General features: G+C 69.8%; 18 protein-coding genes. 8 read left to right on the top strand and 10 right to left on the bottom strand.

The genetic code is table 11. From position 1 onward, the window contains the following. Positions 1-62: 62 nt before the first annotated feature. The 3 genes from hemE to ACSFBC_RS18340 all read right to left on the bottom strand — a co-directional run bounded on the left by hemE (position 63) and on the right by ACSFBC_RS18340 (position 4,239). Positions 63-1,187: a uroporphyrinogen decarboxylase gene (gene hemE / locus ACSFBC_RS18350; protein WP_435511786.1), complete on the bottom strand. Its 1,125-nt coding sequence runs from the start codon at positions 1,185-1,187 to the stop codon at positions 63-65. Between the two features lie 39 nt (positions 1,188-1,226). Continuing rightward, on the bottom strand, positions 1,227-1,919 hold the full coding sequence (locus tag ACSFBC_RS18345; RefSeq protein WP_435511785.1) for a redoxin domain-containing protein: 693 nt from the start codon (positions 1,917-1,919) through the stop codon (positions 1,227-1,229). Positions 1,920-2,031: 112 nt separating this feature from the next. Then, positions 2,032-4,239 (bottom strand): protein-disulfide reductase DsbD family protein, encoded by a 2,208-nt coding sequence (locus ACSFBC_RS18340; protein WP_435511784.1) that lies wholly within the window; start codon positions 4,237-4,239, stop codon positions 2,032-2,034. A 213-nt stretch (positions 4,240-4,452) separates the two neighbouring features. On the opposite strand from ACSFBC_RS18340, the gene ACSFBC_RS18335 reads away from it, so the two are divergent. The 3 genes from ACSFBC_RS18335 to ACSFBC_RS18325 all read left to right on the top strand — a co-directional run bounded on the left by ACSFBC_RS18335 (position 4,453) and on the right by ACSFBC_RS18325 (position 7,335). Further along, complete coding sequence (locus ACSFBC_RS18335; RefSeq protein ID WP_435511783.1) at positions 4,453-5,790, top strand: PQQ-dependent sugar dehydrogenase; 1,338 nt, start codon at positions 4,453-4,455, stop codon at positions 5,788-5,790. Between the two features lie 182 nt (positions 5,791-5,972). Next, entirely contained in the window at positions 5,973-6,494 is a 522-nt protein-coding gene (locus tag ACSFBC_RS18330; protein WP_435511782.1) for an SET domain-containing protein, read from the top strand. A gap of 10 nt (positions 6,495-6,504) precedes the next feature. Next, entirely contained in the window at positions 6,505-7,335 is an 831-nt protein-coding gene (locus ACSFBC_RS18325) for a creatininase family protein (protein WP_435511781.1), read from the top strand. Between the two features lie 4 nt (positions 7,336-7,339). Here ACSFBC_RS18325 and ACSFBC_RS18320 read toward each other — a convergent pair whose 3' ends face one another. Then, positions 7,340-7,978, bottom strand: coding sequence for a YbhB/YbcL family Raf kinase inhibitor-like protein (locus ACSFBC_RS18320; protein ID WP_435511780.1), 639 nt, complete (start codon positions 7,976-7,978; stop codon positions 7,340-7,342). Positions 7,979-8,111: 133 nt separating this feature from the next. On the opposite strand from ACSFBC_RS18320, the gene ACSFBC_RS18315 reads away from it, so the two are divergent. Then, entirely contained in the window at positions 8,112-9,638 is a 1,527-nt protein-coding gene (locus tag ACSFBC_RS18315; RefSeq protein ID WP_435511779.1) for an ATPase domain-containing protein, read from the top strand. On the opposite strand, the gene ACSFBC_RS18310 is transcribed toward ACSFBC_RS18315, so the two are convergent. Next, positions 9,568-10,455 (bottom strand): hypothetical protein, encoded by an 888-nt coding sequence (locus ACSFBC_RS18310; protein ID WP_435511778.1) that lies wholly within the window; start codon positions 10,453-10,455, stop codon positions 9,568-9,570. The genes ACSFBC_RS18315 and ACSFBC_RS18310 overlap by 71 nt on opposite strands. On the opposite strand from ACSFBC_RS18310, the gene ACSFBC_RS18305 reads away from it, so the two are divergent. The 3 genes from ACSFBC_RS18305 (at position 10,439) to ACSFBC_RS18295 (ending at position 12,233) form a co-directional block, all read left to right on the top strand. Next, positions 10,439-11,314: a response regulator gene (locus tag ACSFBC_RS18305; protein WP_435511777.1), complete on the top strand. Its 876-nt coding sequence runs from the start codon at positions 10,439-10,441 to the stop codon at positions 11,312-11,314. The two genes, ACSFBC_RS18310 and ACSFBC_RS18305, sit on opposite strands and share 17 nt — an antisense overlap. Before the next feature lie 66 nt (positions 11,315-11,380). Further along, complete coding sequence (locus ACSFBC_RS18300; protein WP_435511776.1) at positions 11,381-11,626, top strand: GlsB/YeaQ/YmgE family stress response membrane protein; 246 nt, start codon at positions 11,381-11,383, stop codon at positions 11,624-11,626. Positions 11,627-11,909: 283 nt separating this feature from the next. Then, a complete protein-coding gene (locus ACSFBC_RS18295) occupies positions 11,910-12,233 on the top strand; it encodes a hypothetical protein (RefSeq protein WP_435511775.1) in 324 nt (107 codons plus the stop codon). A 16-nt stretch (positions 12,234-12,249) separates the two neighbouring features. Here the strand turns inward: ACSFBC_RS18295 and ACSFBC_RS18290 are convergent, their stop codons facing one another. The 5 genes from ACSFBC_RS18290 to ACSFBC_RS18270 all read right to left on the bottom strand — a co-directional run bounded on the left by ACSFBC_RS18290 (position 12,250) and on the right by ACSFBC_RS18270 (position 18,725). Then, complete coding sequence (locus tag ACSFBC_RS18290; protein ID WP_435512238.1) at positions 12,250-13,647, bottom strand: FAD-binding oxidoreductase; 1,398 nt, start codon at positions 13,645-13,647, stop codon at positions 12,250-12,252. A gap of 48 nt (positions 13,648-13,695) precedes the next feature. Next, positions 13,696-14,499: a 4-hydroxy-2-oxoheptanedioate aldolase gene (hpaI, locus tag ACSFBC_RS18285; protein ID WP_435511774.1), complete on the bottom strand. Its 804-nt coding sequence runs from the start codon at positions 14,497-14,499 to the stop codon at positions 13,696-13,698. A 28-nt stretch (positions 14,500-14,527) separates the two neighbouring features. Continuing rightward, positions 14,528-15,997, bottom strand: coding sequence for an NAD-dependent succinate-semialdehyde dehydrogenase (locus ACSFBC_RS18280; RefSeq protein ID WP_435511773.1), 1,470 nt, complete (start codon positions 15,995-15,997; stop codon positions 14,528-14,530). A 157-nt stretch (positions 15,998-16,154) separates the two neighbouring features. Continuing rightward, positions 16,155-17,678, bottom strand: a complete 1,524-nt coding sequence (locus tag ACSFBC_RS18275; RefSeq protein WP_435511772.1) for a UxaA family hydrolase — start codon at positions 17,676-17,678, stop codon at positions 16,155-16,157. Between the two features lie 51 nt (positions 17,679-17,729). Beyond that, positions 17,730-18,725: a Bug family tripartite tricarboxylate transporter substrate binding protein gene (locus ACSFBC_RS18270; RefSeq protein WP_435511771.1), complete on the bottom strand. Its 996-nt coding sequence runs from the start codon at positions 18,723-18,725 to the stop codon at positions 17,730-17,732. A 128-nt stretch (positions 18,726-18,853) separates the two neighbouring features. On the opposite strand from ACSFBC_RS18270, the gene ACSFBC_RS18265 reads away from it, so the two are divergent. Next, entirely contained in the window at positions 18,854-19,789 is a 936-nt protein-coding gene (locus ACSFBC_RS18265) for a LysR substrate-binding domain-containing protein (protein ID WP_435511770.1), read from the top strand. The last annotated feature ends 203 nt before the right edge of the window (positions 19,790-19,992 follow it).

The raw sequence follows: 19,992 nt of genomic DNA, 5'->3' as shown, positions 1-19,992 counted from the left end.
AGTCAACCGCGCACACAGTTTTAGCTTGACAAGGCGAAAGTGACCTTTCGTCTTACAAATGGTCACAGTGCGCCGGAAATGTCTCCGGCGCGCAGTGCGCGAGACTGCGCGTGCACGGCCTGCACCAGCGCCGCCACGTGGTCGGGCGGCGTGAACTGGCTGATGCCATGGCCCAGGTTGAAGATGTGCGTCGGGCCCGTGCGCGCACGATCGGTGTGCGGCCGGCCGAAGCTCTGCAGCACTTTCGCCACCTCGGCCTCGATCCGCGCGGGCGGCGCGAACAGCACGTTCGGATCGATGTTGCCCTGCAGTGCCTTGGCCTGCGGGCCCTCGCCGACCAGCGCGCGGGCGCTGGCCAGGTTCACCGTCCAATCGACGCCCAGCACTTCGCAGTCGAGCGCGCGCATGGCCTCGAGCCACAGGCCGCCGCCCTTGGTGAAGACCAGGCGCGGCACGGGCTTGCCGTCGGCGCCGTCGCGCTTCAACTGCGACAGCACGCGCGCGGTGTAGGCCAGGCTGAATTCCTGGAACGCGCCGTCGGCCAGCACGCCGCCCCAGCTGTCGAACAGCATCACGGCCTGCGCGCCGGCGTCGATCTGGGCATTGAGGTAGGCGGCGACGGCGTCGGCGTTCACGCTCAGCAGCCGGTGCATCAGGTCGGGGCGGCTGTACAGCATCGACTTGACCAGGCGGTAGTCGCTCGAGCCCGCGCCCTCGACCATGTAGCAGGCCAGCGTCCAGGGGCTGCCCGAGAAGCCGATCAGCGGCACCCGGCCGTTGAGCGCGCGGCGGATCGACGCGACGGCGTCGAACACGTAGCGCAGCTTCTCCATGTCGGGCACTTCGAGCGCCGCGATGGCGGCCTCGTCGCGCACCGGGCGGGCGAAGCGCGGGCCTTCGCCTGCCTCGAAGGACAGGCCCAGGCCCATCGCGTCGGGCACGGTCAGGATGTCGGAGAACAGGATCGATGCGTCGAGCGGAAAGCGCTCCAGCGGTTGCAGCGTGACCTCGGTCGCGTAGTCGACGTTGGTGGCCAGGCCCATGAAGCTGCCGGCGCGCGCGCGCGTCGCGACGTACTCCGGCAGGTAGCGGCCGGCCTGGCGCATCAGCCAGACGGGGGTGTGGTCGGTGGCCTGGCGCCAGCAGGCGCGCAGGAAGGTGTCGTTGAGCAGGGGAGCGAAGGCCATCCCCCGATTGTCGAGGAAGTGCGTCCCCGAACTTTGGACTCAGGTCTTGTACTTGATCGAACAGCCGTAAGGCTGGGTCACCGCGGCCGAGATCGGCCGGCCCCCGAAGGCCTCGCGCAGCGCCTGGGTCACGTAGTTGGTGGCGGTCTTGATGTCGTCGGGCCGCGCCGACGGGATGCTGTCGATGCCGCCCGCGTACACCAGCGTGCCCTTGGGATCGATGATGAACAGATGGGGCGTGGTGCGCGCGCCGTAGGCCTGGCCGATGCGGCCGTCCTCGTCCATCAGCACGGCCGTGGGGGCGGCGGATTGCGTCTTCATCCAGCTGTCGAGCGCGGCCGGCTGCAGATAGTCGCTGGCGGCGCGTTCGGTGGAGTTGATGGCCAGCCAGACCACGCCCTGGGCCGTGGCGGCCTTCTGCGTGGCCGGCATGTTGCCGCTGCCGTAGTGCTTGCGCACGAAGGGGCAGCCGGGGTTGGTCCATTCGAGGACCACGTACTTGCCGGCGAAATCCGACAGCTTGTGCTGCGCGCCGCGCGTGTCGACGGCGACGAAGTCGGGCGCCGGCTGGCCCACGGCGGGGGCGGCATGGACCGGGGCGCCGATCAGCAGCGTGCTGCCCAGGGCGACGGCGGCAGCCATCACGGCGCGGCGGGATGCACGGCTCAGCGCGGCGCCGGCCTGGCGCGCGGCGTGGGCGGAACGCGAGGCGGACGATGTCAAGGAAGGCATGGTCGGCGGGTCTCCAGTCAAAAAATCAAACAACCGCCACAGCTTAGAACGCTTTTCTCACCCCGCTGTGACAAGCCGTAGTGCCCTCATGAGGGGCCGGGGCTCCCCGATCTCAGAGCGTGTTCAGGGCCGCCCGCACATCGTCCTTGCTCAGGATCTCGGTCAGCACCACCGGCGGCTTGCCCGGCGCCTGCAGCACATAGACCGGCACGCCGCTGCGGCCCAGCGCGTTGAGCGCGGCCGTGATCGCCGGGTCCTGGCGCGTCCAGTCGGCGCGCAGCATCGCCACCTGGCGGCGGTCGAACTCGGCCAGCAGCGCGGCATCGTTGAGCGTGGTCTTCTTGTTGTATTGGCAGGTCACGCACCAGGCGGCCGTGAAGTCGATGAACACCGGCCGGCCGGCCGCCTGCAACTCGGCCACGCGGGCGGCCGACCAGGGCTGCCAGCGCGCGCCGGCGGCCGCGGCCACCGTCGCCGGTTCGAGCGGGCGCACGACGTTGCCGCCGATCGCCACCGCCATCGCGGCGCTGCAGGCCAGCACCAGGCCACCCACCACCCAGCGCGTGCGACCGCGCAGCGTGAGCGACCACACGACGGCCGCCAGGCAGACCAGCAGCCCCAGCAGCGCGCCCGCGCCGTCGATGCCGCTCTGCTGCCCGAGCACCCAGACCAGCCAGGCCACGGTGGCGAACATCGGGAAGGCCATCACGCGGCGCAGCGTGTCCATCCAGGGGCCGGGCCGCGGCAGCAGGCGCGCGACCGCGGGCACGAAACCGGCCACCAGGTAGGGCAGTGCCAGGCCCAGGCCCAGCGCACCGAACAGCATCAGCGCCTGCGGCGCGGGCAGCGCGATCGCGATGCCGAGCGAGGCGCCCATGAAGGGCGCGGTGCAGGGCGAGGCGATCACCACCGCCAGGATGCCGGAGAGGAAATCATTGGCGATCGGGTGCCGGACCTGCGCCGCGCACAGCGAGCGCGGGGCCAGCAGGCCGAACTCGAACACGCCCGCGAGGTTGAGTCCGATCAGCGTGAACAGCGCCGCCAGCGCCGCGATCACGGCCGGCGACTGCAGCTGGAAGCCCCAGCCCAACTGCTCGCCGGCCGCGCGCAACGCGAGCATGGCCGCGCCCAGCGCCAGGAAGGTGACCATCACGCCGGCCGTGTAGGCCAGGCCCGCGCTGCGGTTTCCGCGGCGGTCGCCCGCCTGGTTGGCGAAGGCCAGCACCTTGATGGCCAGCACCGGGAACACGCAGGGCATCAGGTTGAGCAGCAGGCCACCCAGCAGCGCGCCGAGCAGGGCGGCGAAGAAGCCGGTGCTGGAGGTCGTCTGGGGCGCCACCGCGGGCGCCGCGGCATTGGCCGCCAGGGCGGCCTGCAGCGCCGGCGACACCTGCGCGGGCGCGGCCACCGTGGCCCAGGTGCCCGTCACCGGCGCCTCGGCGCGCCAGGCGATGGGCGCGCCGGCCACGCGGTCGGCCTCGGCCAGCGCGACCACCAGCGGCATCACCGTCGGGCTGGCGCTGCGGTGGTCGGCCAGCGGCAGCGTCGCGGTCCAGCGCTCGCCTTGCCAGGCCTGGGTCCAGTCGCGGCCGGAGACCGCGGCGGTGTGGATCACCTCGCCGGTCTCGGGGAAGAACTCCAGCGTCTTGCCGCGCGCCGCGGCCGGCAGGCCGTCGAGCTGCACGCGGATCGTCTGGCCCGCGACCTCGACCGTGCCGGCCTGCGCGAGCGCCGCCGGCTGAGCCGCGAAGGCTGCGTCGAAGTCGGCCTTGTGCAGCGCCGTGGAGCCCTGGGCTGGCAGCCGCAGCGCGAATTCGCCTTCCTCGGGGATGCACTCCTTGCGGCAGACCAGCCACGAGGCCTTGAGCCTGACGTCGACGCCGGCCGCACCGGTCAGCCCGGCCGCGGGCGTGAAGCCGGAAGCCACCGTGACCGGCACCGGCAGCAGCACCGTGTTCTCGTAGCCATAGTTGGCCAGGTTGCCGATCGGGATCTTCTTCGGCACGGGCCAGGCGATGTCGCCCGCCGACAGGCCGGCCGGCAGCGTCCATTGCAGTTCGGTCGGCAGCCCGGAGTCGCCCGCGTTCTTCCAGTAGGTGTGCCATTCGGGCTGGTGCGCGATCTGCAGGCCCAGCCACACCGTGGCGCCCGGGCCGACGCCGTCGGGCGCGTGGGCCACCAGTTCGGCCCGTACATGGGGGGTGGTGACCACCGACGAGACGCGGGGGTTGAGCTGCGCGGCGACCGGAAGCGCGGCGGCCAGCGCGAGCGCGGCCAGGGGGAGTCGGGACAGGGACGAGAGCAGAAGGGATCGGAGCATGCCGGCAGTCGGAGCGGAAGACGGGGAGATGGTTCCTGGCCAGGCCGTATCGGTGGCCGGGTGTCGTCATGGGCCGATGGTAGCGGCGGCGCCGTTTCCAGGCCGACCCACGCCAGAAAGCGCCCACAGCCGACAGGCGGGAATGCCGGGCGCGGCCATGCTCATGCCCGTGTCGGGCCCGTGTTGCGGCCTCGTCCACCCAGGAGCCCTCGAATGAACCGAACCGCCCGCCTCTGCATGATCCCCCTCGCCGCGGCGTTGATGGTGGCCTGCGGCGAAACCGCCCGCCTGCCCTTCGAGGCCGGCGTCGGCCCCACACCCCAGCTGCCGGCGCCCAACAAGACACTCATTCCCACGCTCAAGATCGCCGAGGCGGTGGGCTGGACCGACACCGCCGGCCCGACCGCACCGGCCGGCTTCGCCGTGACCGCGCTGGCGCGCCAGCTCGACCATCCGCGCTGGGTCTACACGCTGCCCAACGGCGACGTGCTGGTGGCCGAGAGCAACAAGCCGCCCAAGGAGCCCGGCGCGCCCGAGGCCAAGAAGGGCCCGGTCGGCATGATCAAGGACTTCGTGCAGGGCAAGGTCATGAAGCGCGCCGGCGCCGAGGCGCCCAGCGCCAACCGCATCACGCTGCTGCGCGACACCGATGGCGACGGCGTGGCCGAGACGCGCAGCGTGTTCATCCAGGGTCTGCAGTCGCCCTATGGCATGGCGCTGGTCGGCAACGAACTGTTCATCGCCAACGCCAACGCGCTGGTGAAGGTGCCCTACACCGAAGGCCAGACCACGGCGGCCGGCGCGCCCGTCAAGGTGACCGACCTGCCGGCCGGCATCAACCACCACTGGACCAAGAACGTGATCGCCAGCCCCGACGGCAGCAAGCTCTACGTGACCGTCGGCTCCAACAGCAACGTCGGCGAGAACGGGCTGGAGGCCGAGGAAGGCCGCGCCGCGGTGTGGGAGGTCGACACGAAGAGCGGCGAGAAGCGCCTGTTCGCGAGCGGCCTGCGCAACCCCAACGGCCTGGCCTGGGAGCCCGACACCAACGTGCTGTTCACCGTGGTGAACGAGCGCGACGAGATCGGCAGCGACCTGGTGCCCGACTACCTGACCTCGGTCAAGGACGGCGCCTTCTACGGCTGGCCCTGGAGCTACTTCGGCGGCAACGTCGACATCCGCGTGCAGCCGCAGCAGCCCGACCGCGTTGCCAAGGCCATCGCACCCGACTATGCGCTGGGCACCCACGTCGCGCCGCTGGGCCTGACCTTCTCCCATGCGCGCGGCATGCCGGCCGAGTTCGCGACCGGCGTGTTCATCGGCGAGCACGGCTCCTGGAACCGCAACCCGCCCGCGGGCTACAAGGTGGTCTTCGTGCCCTTCATCGGCGGCAAGCCGGCCGGGCAGCCGGTCGACTTCCTGACCGGCTTCCTGTCGGCCGAGGGCAAGGCGCAGGGCCGCCCGGTCGGCGTGGCGCTCGACAAGGGCGGTGCGCTGCTGGTGGCCGACGACGTGGGCAACGTGGTCTGGCGCGTCGCGAAGGCGCGCTGAACGGCGCTCAGAAACCCTGCAGCACCACCTTGCCCTGTGCCATGCCGCTCTCGATGAGCGCATGGGCGCGGCGCAGGTTGGCTGCGTTGACCGGGCCGAAGCTTCGCGTTGGCCGTGGACTTTCTCGCGGCCCGCTTCGATGGGCTCGGCATGCGCGAAAATCGGGGGCACAAGAGCCCCTCATGAAAACGCGCAAAACTCTCACCTCGTCCACGCCGTTCATCCGCGTCTCCGACAGCGGCGTCCACGGCCTGGGCGCCTTCGCGACCCGCGCCCTGCCGGCGCAGTCGGTGCTCGGCCTCTATGAAGGCCGGCGCTACACGCCGGCGCAGATCGCCACCAAGAGCTGGAACGACCAGCTGACCTACCTGTTCCGGCTGTCCAACGACGAGACCATCGACGGTGCCAAGGGCGGCAACGCGACGCGCCATCTCAACCATTCCTGCGACCCGAACTGCGAGGCGGTCGAGGTGCACGACGAGACCGGCGAGCTGGTGCTGCAGTTTCAGACCCTGGTGGCCGTCGACGCTGGCGACGAACTGTTCATCGATTACAGCCTCACCGCCGAGGACGGCTCGCCCGCCAGCGACTACCGCTGCCATTGCGGCGCCGCCAACTGCCGCGGCACCATGCTCGCCGCGGCGACGACCGAGGAGGAGAGCTTCGATTCCTTCGGCTTCTCGCTGGAGCCTCGCGCCGCCTAAGATCGCGCGCATGACCGCTTCCGCACCTTCCGCCGCACCGCGCCGCTTCTGGTCGCAACTCACGACGCGCGACTTCGCCGCGCTCGACCCGGCCGCTACGGTCGCGGTGCTGCCCTTGGGCGCGACCGAGCAGCATGGCCCGCACCTGCCGCTGGGCGTGGATTCGGTGCTGGCCGACGGCATCGTGGCCGCCGCGCTGCCGCTGCTGCCGGCCACGCTGCCCGCGCTGTTCCTGCCCACGCAGCACATCGGCCTGAGCCCCGAGCACGCGAACTTCCCGGGCACGCTCACCTTGTCTTCCGAGACGCTGATCCGCCTGTGGCGCGAGATCGGCGCCGGCGTGGCGCGTGCGGGCGTGCGCAAACTGGTGCTGTTCAACGCGCATGGCGGCCACGTGGGCGCGATGGACATCGTCGCGCGCGAACTGCGCGCCGCGCACGGCCTGATCGTCTACAGCGTGAGCTGGTTCAACCTGCCGCTGGGCGAGGCCGGTGCGCAATTCAGCGCCGACGAGCATCGCTTCGGCGTGCACGCAGGCGAGATCGAGACTTCGATGATGCTGGCGCTGGCTTCCGACCAGGTCGTGATGGGTGCGGCACAGGATTTCGATTCGGCCTCGCGCCAGCGCGCCGACGCCTACCCGATCCTGGGCAACGGCCGCAGCGCCAAGCTGGGCTGGGCGATGGAGGACTACAACGCGCACGGCGCCGCGGGCAATGCTGCCGCGGCCTCCGCACCGCGCGGTCAGGCGGTGGTCGATGCGGCGGCGCGCGCACTTGCGCAGTTGTTGTCCGAGGTCTCGCGGCTGCCGCTCTCGGTGATCGGCACGCCCGCGCCCTGAACGCTCAGCCTGCGATGGCCGGTCCGGCCGGCGCGTCCTGTCCGATCCGGATCGTGCCGTCGGGCCGTTCGCAGGTGCCGATCAGCAGGCCGCTCGCGATGGCGTGCGCACGCAGCGCATCGATCAACTCGTCGCGTCCCGGCGTCTCCGAAAACTCGGGCAGCGCATCGAGCGCATAGAGCTGGAACGCATAGCGGTGCACGCCGTGGCCCGGTGGCGGATCGGGCGGCAGCCAGGTGGCCTGCAGGTAGGAGTTGCGGCCCATGTGCAGGCCCGTGCCTGGCTGGCCCGCGCTCGGCAGCGCGGCTTCGGCCAGTGCGCCATCGCCAGTCGGCAGCCCGACCACGATGGCATGGACCAGCGGCTGCGGCGTGGGCGAATCGGCGTCTTCCACCAGCAGCACGGTGCAGGCCGCGCCCGCCGGCACGCCGGTCCATTGCAACGGCGGAGACAGGCCCTCGCCTTCGGGCGCGTCGGCCGTGTAGCGCGCGGGCAGCGGCGCATGGTCGGCGAAGGCCAGGCTGCTGAGCGCGATCGTCGCCATGCCTTCGCGCAGGCCGAGCGTGTTGAAGACGATCGCATCCAGGCCGGCACGCACGCCGTGCAATGCATGGCCGATCACATCGGGAAGTTTTTCAAGCATTCGTGAGGTATATCGCTTCGAGGCGGACCTTCTTGTAGGACGCCGCAGGACAGCCAAGCGCGGCCGCTGTCGGCAGAATGCATCAACCCCGCGCACTGCGCCTTTCCCTTCTCTTTTTCTTCCATAGGCTCACGTGCCCACCACTTCCGCTCCCCCCGCTTCCGTGCCGCCCGCGCGCCAGATCCGAGCCTCCACCGGCATTGACGGCCTCGACAACGTGCTGGGCGGTGGACTGCCACGCGGCCATCTCTACCTGGTGGAGGGCACGCCGGGGGCGGGCAAGACCACGCTGGGCCTGCAGTTCCTGCTCGAAGGGCGGCGCAACGGCGAGAAGGGGCTGTACGTCACGTTGTCGGAGACTGCATCGGAGCTGCACACGGTGGCCGACTCGCACGGCTGGTCGCTCGAGGGGATCGAACTCTTCGAGCTGGTCAACGAAGAGGGGCTCAGCCCGTCGGCCGAACAGTCGATCCTCTATCCCTCGGAAGTGGAACTGGGCGAGACCACGCGCGACGTGATGGCGGCGGTCGAGCGCCTGTCCCCCACGCGGCTCATCTTCGACAGCCTGTCCGAGATGCGGCTGCTGGCGCAGGAGCCGCTGCGCTATCGCCGGCAGATCCTGGCCCTCAAGCATTTCTTCGCCTCGCGCGAATGCACCGTGCTGCTGCTCGACGACATGAGTTCGCAAGGCGGTGACCTTCAACTGCACAGCATCGCGCACGGCGTGCTGGCGCTGGACCAGGCCACCGGCGAGTACGGCCCGGTGCGGCGCCATCTGCGCGTCGTGAAGATGCGCGGTGTGCGCTACCGCGGCGGCGAGCACGACGTGAACCTCGACACCGGCGGCCTGCAGGTCTATCCGCGGCTGATCGCCTCCGAACACTCCACCGACTTCGCGGTGGCCAACGCATCGACCGGCACACCCGCGCTCGACGCGCTGCTGGGCAACGGTCTGGCGCGCGGCAGCAACACCTTGTTCATGGGGCCCTCGGGCGTGGGCAAGACCACCACCGCGATGTCGGCCGTGGTCGCGGCGCTGCGTCGCGGCGAGAAGGCGTCGTACTACCTGTTCGACGAGGGGAAAGGCACGTTGTTGCGCCGCTGCGCCGCACTGGGCCTGCCGCTCGAATCCTTCATCGAAAGCGGCCAGCTCGAACTGCAGCCGCTCGACCCGGCCGACATGTCACCCGGCCAGTTCTCCAACATGGTTCGCTCGGCCGTTCAGGTGCGCGGCGCCGACGTCGTCGTCATCGACAGCCTCAACGCCTATCTGCAGGCGATGCCAGGGGCGAAGTTCCTGCTGTTGCAGATGCACGAGCTGCTGAGCTTCCTGAACCAGCAGGGCATCGTCACGCTGCTGGTGCTGGGCCAGCACGGCGTCATCGGCGACGTGCGCAGCGACCTCGACCTGAGCTACCTGTCGGATGCGATCGTGCTGTTCCGTTTCTTCGAAGCCCGCGGCCAGCTGCTCAAGGCGGTTTCGGTGGTCAAGAGTCGGACCAACCGGCACGAGCTGAGCATCCGCGAATTCCGCCTCGGCGATGGCGGCGTCGAGGTCGGCCCGGCGCTGACCGATTTCGACGGCGTGCTCAGCGGCGTGCCGGCCTACCGTGGTGGGATCGCCTTGTTGGGAGATCAGCCGTTGGTGGCCAGGTCCTGACATGGAGCGGCGGGTGCTGATCCACGCGCCACGCGGACGCGATGCGGCTGTCGTGCAGCGGGTGCTGCAGGAGATCAATCTGACGGCGGTGGTCTGCGCGTCGGCGGATGCGATGGTCGCCGACCTCGACGTGGGCGCGGCCGCGGCCATTCTCACGGAGGAATCGCTGGTGCAGCTGCCCGAAGCACCGCTGCGCGCCTGGCTCACGGGGCAGCCGAGCTGGTCCGACTTCCCCTTCATCGTGCTGGCCTCGCGCGACGCCGGCGGCCGGTCGCGCCAGGCGCTGGCGCTGTTGCAGACGCTGGGCAATGCGTTCGTGCTCGAGCGGCCGGTTCACACCGAGACGCTGGCGCGCGCCGCCGATGCGGCCGTGCGTGCGCGACGGCGCCAGTACGCGACACGGCTGCACCTGCGCCAGCTCGAAGACACGCGGGCCGAGGTCGAGCGGCTCAACGCCGAGCTCGAGGCGCGCATCGCGGCCCGCACGCGCGAGCTGGCCGGTGCCAACGACCGGCTCATGGCCGAGATCGGCGAGCGCGAACGCGCCCAGGCGGCGCTGATCCAGGTGCAGAAGATGGAGGCCATCGGGCGGCTGACCGGCGGCATCGCGCACGACTTCAACAACCTGCTGCATGTGGTCAACATGAACCTCGACCTCTTGGCACGCGTCGCGAAGGACGAAAAAGTGCTCGGCATTGCCGCGCGTGCCAAGGGCGCCGTCGGGCGCGGTGCCAAGCTCACCGGACAGCTGCTGTCCTTTGCGCGCAACCAGTCGTTGCTGCCGCGGCTCACCGACGTCAATGCTGCTCGAAGGCATGCACGAACTGGTGGTGGTGTCGGTGGGGCCGGCCATCCAGGTGGAGATGGCCGTGAGCGATCAGCCGGCCTGGGCCATGCTCGACGCCAACCAGCTCGAGATGGCCGTGCTCAACCTCGCGGTCAATGCACGCGATGCCATGCCCGGTGGCGGCACGCTGTCGATCAGCACGCAACTGGCCGAAGGCACGGGCGACGAGCTGCCCGCCGGTTCGTACGTGACCGTGGCGGTGCGCGACACCGGCGTGGGCATCGCACCGCACCTGCTGACCAAGGTCTTCGACCCCTTCTTCACGACCAAGCCGGTCGGCAGCGGCACCGGCCTCGGCCTGAGCCAGGTCTACGGCTTCGCGCGCCAGTCGGGCGGACTCGCGGTGCTGCGCAGCGAGGAAGGCCAGGGCACGGTGGTCGAGATGAGCTTTCCGGCTTCGTGCGAAGGCGCCGAAGCGCCCGTGGCGGACGGCCCGTTGCCGCAGCAGAGCGCGACCCAGCGGCAGAAGGTGCTGGTGATCGAGGACGATGCCGAGGTGCGGCGCGTGCTGGTCGAGAGCCTGTCGATGCTGGGCTATGTGGTGAGCGAGGCTGCCGAGGGCAGCAGCGGCCTGGCCGCGCTGGCCTCCGCCCCGCACGACCTGCTGGTGGTCGACTACGCGATGCCGGGGCTCAACGGCGCCGAAGTCATCGCCCAGGCGCGCGAGATGGTGGGCGACATTCCGGTCATCCTGGTGACCGGCTATGCCGACATGGCGCAGGTCGGTCGGGTGCTGGGCACCCAGTCGATCCTCATCAAACCCTTCGACATCGCGACGCTCGCGAGCGCGGTGTCGAAGGCGCTGCCGGTGCATGCACCGCTATCATGAGACCGCGTTGCCGCGCATCGTCGCGCACGCCGGTCTTTCCTTTCGTTTCATTTCAAGGACTACTTCATGAGCATCGTCTGGACCATTCTGATCGGCTTCGTGGCAGGGCTTGTGGCGCGCGCGCTCAAGCCGGGTGACGATTCCGCCGGCTTCATCGTCACCACGCTGATCGGCATCGCCGGCGCGCTGGCCGTCACCTACCTCGGCCAGGCGATGGGCTGGTACAGGGCAGGCGAGGGTGCGGGCTTCATCGCTTCGGTGGTGGGGGCGATCGTGCTGTTGTTCGTCTGGGGCATGGTGAAGAAGAAGTAACCCCCCGACGCGCCTTCGGCGCCTCCCCCCAAGGGGGGCGATACCAGCGGCCCGGCGAAGCCGGAGACCAGGCTCTCCCCCGAGGGCTCGCGCACTGCGTGTCGCTTCGCCTTCCCCCTTCCGGGGGCGATACCAGCGGCCCGGCGAAGCCGGAGACCAGGCTCTCCCCCGAGGGCTCGCGCACTGCGTGTCGCTTCGCCTTCCCCCTTCCGGGGGCGATACCAGTGGCCCGGCGAAGCCGGATCCACGGTATCTCTTGTGAATGCCACACATACTGCGCACCATGAAGCGCCCGCACTATCACGTCTACGTCGTCGCGCTCGATGACGGCGTGTGGAACGTCGCGCGCTTTCGGCGGGCGAATCCTGCGTACGTGCTGGGCAAGCCCTTCGTCTATGTCGGCATGACCGGGCTGGACCCGGACATGCGCTTCGACAAGCACAAGGCGGGCATCCAGGCCAATCGCTACGTGCAGGACCATGGCCTGCATCTGCTGCCTGCACTGTATGACCGCTACAACCCCATGCGCTATGCCGAAGCGCAGGCGATGGAGGTCGAGCTCGGCATCCGCCTGCGGGCGCTGGGCTACGGGGTCTGGCAGGCTTGAGCGGGGCCGACGGTGTTCAGGGCGTCGGCAGCACCTTCTGCGGATTCAGCAGGTTCTTCGGGTCGAGCGCGCGCTTGACCTGCCACATGAGTTCCAGTTCGACCGGCGATTTGTAGCGTCGCAGGTCGTCGCGCTTGGCCACGCCGATGCCGTGCTCGGCCGAGACCGAACCGGCCTGGCCGTGCGCGAGGTCGTCGACCGCATTCGAGATGCGCGTGTAGTTCGCCGCCAGGAAGTCCGCCGCCGAGCGGTCCTTGGGGCGCAGCGGATTGAAGTGCACGTTGCCGTCGCCCATGTGGCCGTAGATCACCATGCGCGCGGCCGGTTCGAGCGCCAGCACCATGGCCGAGGCCTCTTCGACGAAGCCGGCGATCTGCGACAAGGGCACGGAGATGTCGCACTTGATGCTGCCGCCCTCGCGGGTCTGGGCATCCGAGATCTCCTCGCGGATGCGCCAGAAGCGCTGGATGTCGGCCAGGCTGGAGGCCACGGCCGCATCGACCACCAGCCCTTCTTCCATGCCGGCTTCGAGGATCTGCAGCAGCAAGGCATCGAGCCCGTCGCCGTCGCTGGCGGCGCTCAGTTCGATCAGCACCATCCAGTCGTGGGGCTCGGGCAGCGGCGAAGGCATGCCGCCCAGGTAGCCGAGCACCAGCTCCAGCGCGGGGCGCGAGATGAGCTCGAAGGCCGAGACCGCCTGTGCGGCCAGGCGCTTGGCGGCGGTGAGCAACGCGACCGCCGCGGCCGGACCGCTGACCGCGACGATCGCCACGGCCGAAAACTTCGGCTGCGCGGCCAGCTTGAGCACGGCACCGGTGATCACGCCCAGCGTGCCCTCGGAGCCGATGAAGAGCTGCTTGAGGTCGTAGCCCGTGTTGTCCTTGCGCAGGCCGCGCAAGGACGAATAGATGCGTCCGTCGGGCAGCACGGCCTCGATGCCCAGCGTCAGGTCGCGCATGCTGCCGTAACGCAGCACGGCCGTGCCGCCGGCGTTGGTCGAGAGGTTGCCGCCGATCTGGCACGAGCCCTCGGAGCCGATGCGCAGCGGGAACAGGCGCCCCGCGTCTTCCGCGGCTGCGCGCGCTGCCTGCAGCGTGACGCCAGCCTCCAGCGTCATCGTGTCGTTGACCGTGTCGACGGCCAGCACGCGGTTCATGCGCCGCAGGTTGAGCACCACGGCCGTGCCGTCGGCCTCGGGCACCGCTCCGCCCATCAGCGAGGTGTTGCCGCCCTGCGGCACCACCGCCACGTCGTTCGCATGGCACCAGGCCATGACCCGGCTGACTTCTTCGGTCGACGCCGGCAGCACCACCGCCGCGGCGCGGCCATGGTAGAGCTTGCGGTAGTCGGTCACGAAGGGCTGCATGTCCGACGGTTCGCTCAGGCAGCCCCTGGGGCCGACGATGGCGCGCAGCGCGGCCTGGATCGCATCGGTGGTGATCACTTGGTCGTTCCTTGTCGTTCAGTACGCGGCGCGCGACGCGGGCGCGGGCGCCTGCACGGTGTCGATGAAGTCGGCCGCGAGCTTGCGGGCGGCCGAGGCGAACAGCAGCAGGTCGACGCCGACCGCGACGAAGGTGCAGCCCAGTTCGAGGTACCGGCGCGCGAGCTTCGGGTCGGAGGTCAGCGTGCCCGCGGCCTTGCCCGAAGCGACGATGGTGCGCATCGCCTGCTCGATCGCCGCCTGCACGTTCGGATGGCCGGGGTTGCCGCGATGGCCCATCGAGGCCGCCAGGTCGGCCGGGCCGATGAACACGCCGTCGACACCGTCGACCGCGCAGATCGCGTCGAGGTTGCCCAGCGCGGTGACCGTTTCCGCCTGCAGCAGCAGGCAGATCTCGTCGTCGGCGACCTGCAGGTAGTCGGTGCGCGCGCTCCACTGCGAGGCGCGGCCGACCGCGCTGCCCACGCCGCGGATGCCCAGCGGCGGATAGCGCGTCGCGCTCACCACCGCACGGGCCTGTTCGGCGGTGTCGACCATCGGCACCAGCAGGTTCTTGGCGCCGATGTCCAGCAGTTGCTTGATCAGCGCGGTGTCGCCCTGCACCGCACGCACGACCGGTTGCGAGGGATGGGGCGCGACGGCCTGCAGCGTCGCGAGCGTCGAGCGCAGGTCGTTGGGCGCGTGCTCGCCGTCGATCAGCAGCCAGTCGAAGCGCGCGGTGGCGCTGACCTCGGCCATGTAGGGATCGGCCATGGAAAGCCAGAAGCCCACCTGGGGCCGGCCTGCGGCCAGGGCGGCCTTGAATGCGTTGTGTGCGGGCATGGGGTGTCTTGTCGATGAAGGAAGAGGATCAGTCCAGCTGGCCCTGGCACACGTACTTGGTGTGCAGGTAGTCCTCGAGGCCGTGCACCGAGCCTTCGCGGCCGTAGCCCGAATCCTTGACGCCGCCGAAGGGCGCGGCCTCGGCGGCGATCGCACCTTCGTTGATGCCGACGATGCCGGTTTCGAGCGCGTCCGCGACGCGCCAGATGCGGCGCAGGTCCTGCGAATAGAAATAGGCCGCGAGCCCGAAGGGCGTGTCGTTGGCTTGCGCGATGACCTCGGCCTCGTCGTGGAAGCGCGTGAGCGGCGCGACCGGGCCGAAGGTCTCTTCGCAGGCGCAGGCCATGGTGGCATCGGCGTGGGTCAGCACCGTGGGGGCGAAGTAGTTCGGCCCCAGGGCCGGCAGGCGTACGCCGCCGGTCAGGATCTGCGCGCCGCGTGCGACCGCGTCCTGGACATGGCGTTCGATCTTCTCGACCGCGCGCGCATTGATCATCGGGCCGATCTGCGAGCCGGCCTCGGTGGCCGGGCCGACCTGCAGTGCGGCGACGCGCGCCACCAGGCGTTCGGCGAAGGCGTCGTGCACCGCGTCGTGGACGAACACGCGGTTGGGGCACACGCAGGTCTGGCCGCCGTTGCGGAACTTGGCCGCCATCAGGCCGTCGACCGCGGCATCGAGATCGGCATCCTCGAAGACGATGAAGGGCGCATTGCCGCCGAGCTCGAGCGAGAGCTTCTTCAAGGTGTCGGCCGAGCGCCGCGCCAGATGCTTGCCGACGGGGGTCGAGCCGGTGAAGGTGATCTTGCGCACGCGCGGGTCGTCGAGCCAGTCGTCGACCACCTCGGGCGTGCGTTCGCGCGAGGCCGTGACGATGTTGAGCACGCCGGCCGGCACGCCCGCCTGCTCGGCCAACGCCACCAGGGCGAGCGAGGTCAGCGGCGTGTCTTCGGCCGGCTTGCACACCACGGTGCAGCCGGCGGCCAGTGCGGGCGCGATCTTGCGCGCGATCATCGCGGCCGGAAAATTCCAGGGTGTGATCGCGGCCACGATGCCGACCGGTTCCTTGATCGCGAACATGCGCCGTCCCGGCACCGGCGCCGGGATCACCTCGCCGTTGCTGCGCGTGGCCTGCTCGGCGAACCATTCGATGTAGCTCGCGGCATAGGCGACCTCGCCCTTGCCTTCGGCCAGCGGCTTGCCCTGCTCGCGCGAGATCAGCCGGCCCAGGTCGTCCTGGTGCGCCATCACCAGATCGTTCCAGCGCTTGATGATCTGCGCGCGCTGCTTCGCGGGTGTGCGGCGCCAGGCCGGGAAGGCCGCGTGTGCGGCATCGGTGGCCGCACGCGCTTCGGCGGCGCCGGAGTCCGGCACCTGCGCGATCAGCGCGCCGGTGGCGGGGTCGGTCACGTCGAGCGTGCGGCCCGTGGCGGGCAGCCACCGGCCGCCGATGAAGTTGGCGTCGCGCTGGAGTTCGGGATGGGTGAGGGTCAGGGGCATGGGAAGGGGGGGTAAGGACGTTTCAGATCATTTTTAGAACGTGGAATGGAACCGTCGCGAGCGCCCCGAGCCTGTATCGAGGAGCGGAGCCGCACTTGCGTGCGGTGAGCACCGCAGATGCAGCATCGGGGTGCGCAGCAGGTTCCATTGCACGTTCTCAACTCACGATGCCGAGGTGCCATGGCACGAACTCGTGGTCACCGAGCCCGAGCGCCTCGCTCTTGGTCGCCTCGCCCGAGGCATGGCGCAGGATCTGCTCGAAGATCTCGCGGCCGAGTTCATGCACGCTCATCTCGCCGTCGATCACCACGCCGCAGTTGATGTCCATGTCTTCCTCGAGTCGCCGGTACATCGGCGTGTTGCTCGCCAGCTTGATGGTGGGCGCGGGCTTGCTGCCGAACATCGAGCCGCGGCCGGTGGTGAAGCAGATCAGCTGCGCGCCGCTGGCGATCTGACCGGTGGCCGCGACCGGGTCGTAGCCCGGCGAGTCCATGAAGACGAAGCCGGCCTGGTCGATCGGCTCGGCGTACTCGTACACCGCCTGCAGCGGCGTGGTGCCGCCCTTCATCGCCGAGCCCAGCGACTTCTCGAAGATGTTGGCCAGGCCGCCGGCCTGGTTGCCGTGGCCGACCACGCCGTTGAACTGCGCGTTCTGGCCGGCCGCATAGCGCTCCCACCAGGCCAGCCGGTCGAGCAGCTTCTGGCCGACCTCGGGCGTGATCGCGCGGCGTGTGAGCATGAACTCCACGCCGTGGATCTCGGGTGTCTCCGAGAGGATGGCGGTGCCGCCGTGCTGCACCAGGATGTCCATCGCCGCCCCCAGCGCGGGGTTGGCCGAGATGGCGGAGAAGCCATCGGAGCCGCCGCATTCGAGGCCGATCTTCAGGTGGCTCGCGCTCACCGGCTGGCGCTGCGCCGCGTTGGCTTCTTCCAGCATGTCCTCGATGGCGCGGATGCCGGCCTCGATGGTCACGCGCGTGCCGCCGATCTCCTGCATCACCAGCGTGCGCATCAGTCGGCCCTGCTTCAGGCCTTGCGAATCCACCAGCGAGTCGACCTGGTTGCGCTCGCAGCCCAGCCCGACGATCAGCACGCCGGCCAGGTTGGGATGGCGCGCATAGCCGGCCAGGGTGCGCCGCAGCACGTCGAAATGTTCGCTCGGCGAAGACATGCCGCAGCCGCTGGTCTGTGCGAAGGCGGCGACGCCGTCGATGTTGGGGAAGGCCGCGAGCCGCTCGGGCGTGAAGTGCGCGGCGATGCGCTTGATCACCGTCGACGAGCAGTTCACCGACGACAGGATGCCGATGAAGTTGCGCGTGCCGACGCGGCCGTCGGCGCGCACGAAGCCCATGAAGGTGGCGCGCTCGGCCTCGGGCACGTACGCCACGGGCCGCACGTCCTGGCAGAAGCCCGGGTCGCGGTAGCTGTCGACCAGCGTGAGGTTGTGGCTGTGCACGTAGTCGCCGGCCTCGAGGTCGCGCGAAGCCACCCCGATCACCGTGTCGTACTTCCTGACCTCCGCGCCCGCCGCGATGGCGCGCGCGGCGATCTTGTGGCCGGCCGGCACCTGTGCGCGGGCACGCACGTCGAATTCGGCGATGGTTTCGCCCAGGGCGATCGGGGTCCTGGCGACCAGGACGTTGTCGTTCGGGTGCAGGCGGAGAAGCGGGCTGTCGTTCATGGGCGTGGGGCGAAAGCAGAGGGACTGCGCGGCGACGGTGTCGCCGGCGCTTCAGCCCTTCTGCATCAGTTCCTTCAGATTGAGTTTCTGGATCAGGTCCGTTTCCTGGCGATAGACACTCTGCACGTACTTCCGGTAGTCGGGACCGTCCTGGTACATGACGGGCGCATCGATGCTCTCGGCCACCTTGCGGAACTCCTCGCTGTTCACCGCGACGCGGAAGGCATCGCGCAGGCGCTGCTCCACCGCGGGCGGCAGGCCGCGCGGCGCGCCGATGCCGTTGGGGGCCTCGACCACCACGTCGTAGCCCAGCTCCTTGAGCGTGGGCGTGGACTTGAAGCGCGGCGTGCGCGACTCGCCCCAGGTGGCGAGCAGGCGCAGCTTGCCGCCTTCGACGTGGGGCGCCCAGGAACTGCTGTCGGCCAGCAGTTCGACCTGGCCGCCCAGCACGTCCTGCAGTGCGGCGGAGCCGCCCTTGTAGGCGATGGCGTTGAAGGTCACGCCGGCGGCCTGTGCGAATTGCTCCATGCCCACGTGGGTCGCGCCGCCGATGCCGGCATGCGCGTAGGTGACGGTGCCGGGCTTGGCCTTGGCCTGCGCGACCACGTCGGCCAGCGTCTTGAACGGCGAGGTCGCGGGCACGGCGATGCCGAAGGTCTGGCCCGAAGTGCGCGTGAGATAGGTGAGGTCCTTGAGCGGGTCCAGCTGCACGGTGCCGAGCTGCGCGAAGCGCGTGACCGAGATGGGGATCTGGCCGATGGTGTAGCCGTCGGGCCGCGCGCTGGCCAGCACCTTGGTGCCGATCATGCCGGAGGCACCGGCGCGGTTGTCCAGCGCGATCGGCTGGCCCAGTTCGCGCGCGGCGATCTGGCAAATCGCGCGCATCGATCGGTCGGCGGTGCCGCCGGCGGGCCACGGGCAGATGAAGGTGATCGGACGGTCCGGATAGTTCGCGGCCAAAGCGCGTCCGGTGGTGGTGGCCAGGGCGGCGGCGCTCAGGCCGCCCAGGAGGAAGTGGCGCCGCTGCGTGGGGCGAAGCGAGTTCATGTCTTGTCTCCAAGGAATCATTGTGGGGTCGAGCGGCGGATTCTTGCGGAGACAATCATTGCAATCCAATGAAATAGCGGACTCTCTTCATGTCATGGAAGTTATGAAGAGAAGCCGCCATCCCCGCCATGAGCCAGATCGATCGCGTCCTTCGTTCCAACCTCAAGCTTCGGCATCTGCAGATGCTGGTCGCTCTGGACCAGTTCCGCCACCTCGGGCGCGCGGCCGAGTTCCTGTCGGTGACGCAGCCCGCGGTGTCCAAGACGCTGGCCGAGATCGAACGCATGTTCGGGCTGCAACTGTTCGACCGCTCCACGCGCGGCACCGAGCCCACGCCCTATGGCGACAGCGTGGTGCGCTTCGCGCGCTCGGTGCTGGCCGACTACGACCGCACGCGCGACGAGATCGATGCGGTCGCGAGCGGTGCCGCGGGCCGGACGAGCCTCGGCGCGATGGTGGTGGCGACGCCGGTGCTCGTGGCGCGCGCCATCGAGCTGCTCAAGGAGCGCTCGTCGCAGACCACGGTGTTGGTCGAAGAGGGCGATCTCACGCGGCTGCTGCCCAAGCTGCGCCTGGGTGAGCTCGACCTTTTCGTCGGTCGGCTCGAGCCCGGCTATGCCGCGCCCGATCTCGTGCCCGAGGCGCTCTATGCCGATCCGATGACAGTGGTGGTGGCGCCCGGCCATCCGCTGGCCGCGAAGCGCAAGCCACGCTGGGCCGACCTCGCGGCCATGCCATGCGTGATGCCACCGCCGTGGGCCTCGTTGCGGGTGAAGCTCGACCAGATGTTCTACCGCGAGGGACTTCATCCGCCGGTGGACATCGTGGAGTCCGCCTCTTTCCTCGCGCAGATCAGTTTCCTGCAGCAGCGCGGGGCTGCTGCCTTCATGTCGAGAACGGTCGCGCTGCACTTCCAGCGCCAGGGCCTGCTCAAGGTGCTGGCGCTCAAGGTGCCGATCGAACTGCCGCCGGTCGGGCTCATCTCGATGCGCGGCCGACGCGCCACGCCGAGCACCGAGCGGCTGGTCGAGTGCCTGCGTCGCGCCGCGAAGCAGAAGGTCTGACGACGCGAAGCCCGCGACGTCGCACGTCGAACCCTCTCGAGGCGGAGAAGCCCAACCGCCAGACCGCGCGAAATCCTCGTGGCACGTTGCCGCGCATGCGCGCGCGTCATGGGAGTGCCATGAAGCCGTCACGCGCGATCGACACCATCGCGCTCCTGTTTCGGTCGCCCTTGGTTGCGAGGGCCGCCGGATGGTTCCCTTGC

Origin of the sequence: Variovorax frigidus (assembly GCF_051216515.1) — a bacterium.
In the GTDB taxonomy this organism is placed as follows: Bacteria; Pseudomonadota; Gammaproteobacteria; order Burkholderiales; family Burkholderiaceae_C; genus Variovorax.
Note: the sequence above shows the minus strand (reverse complement) of the source record. Positions and strands in the feature narration are given on the sequence as shown.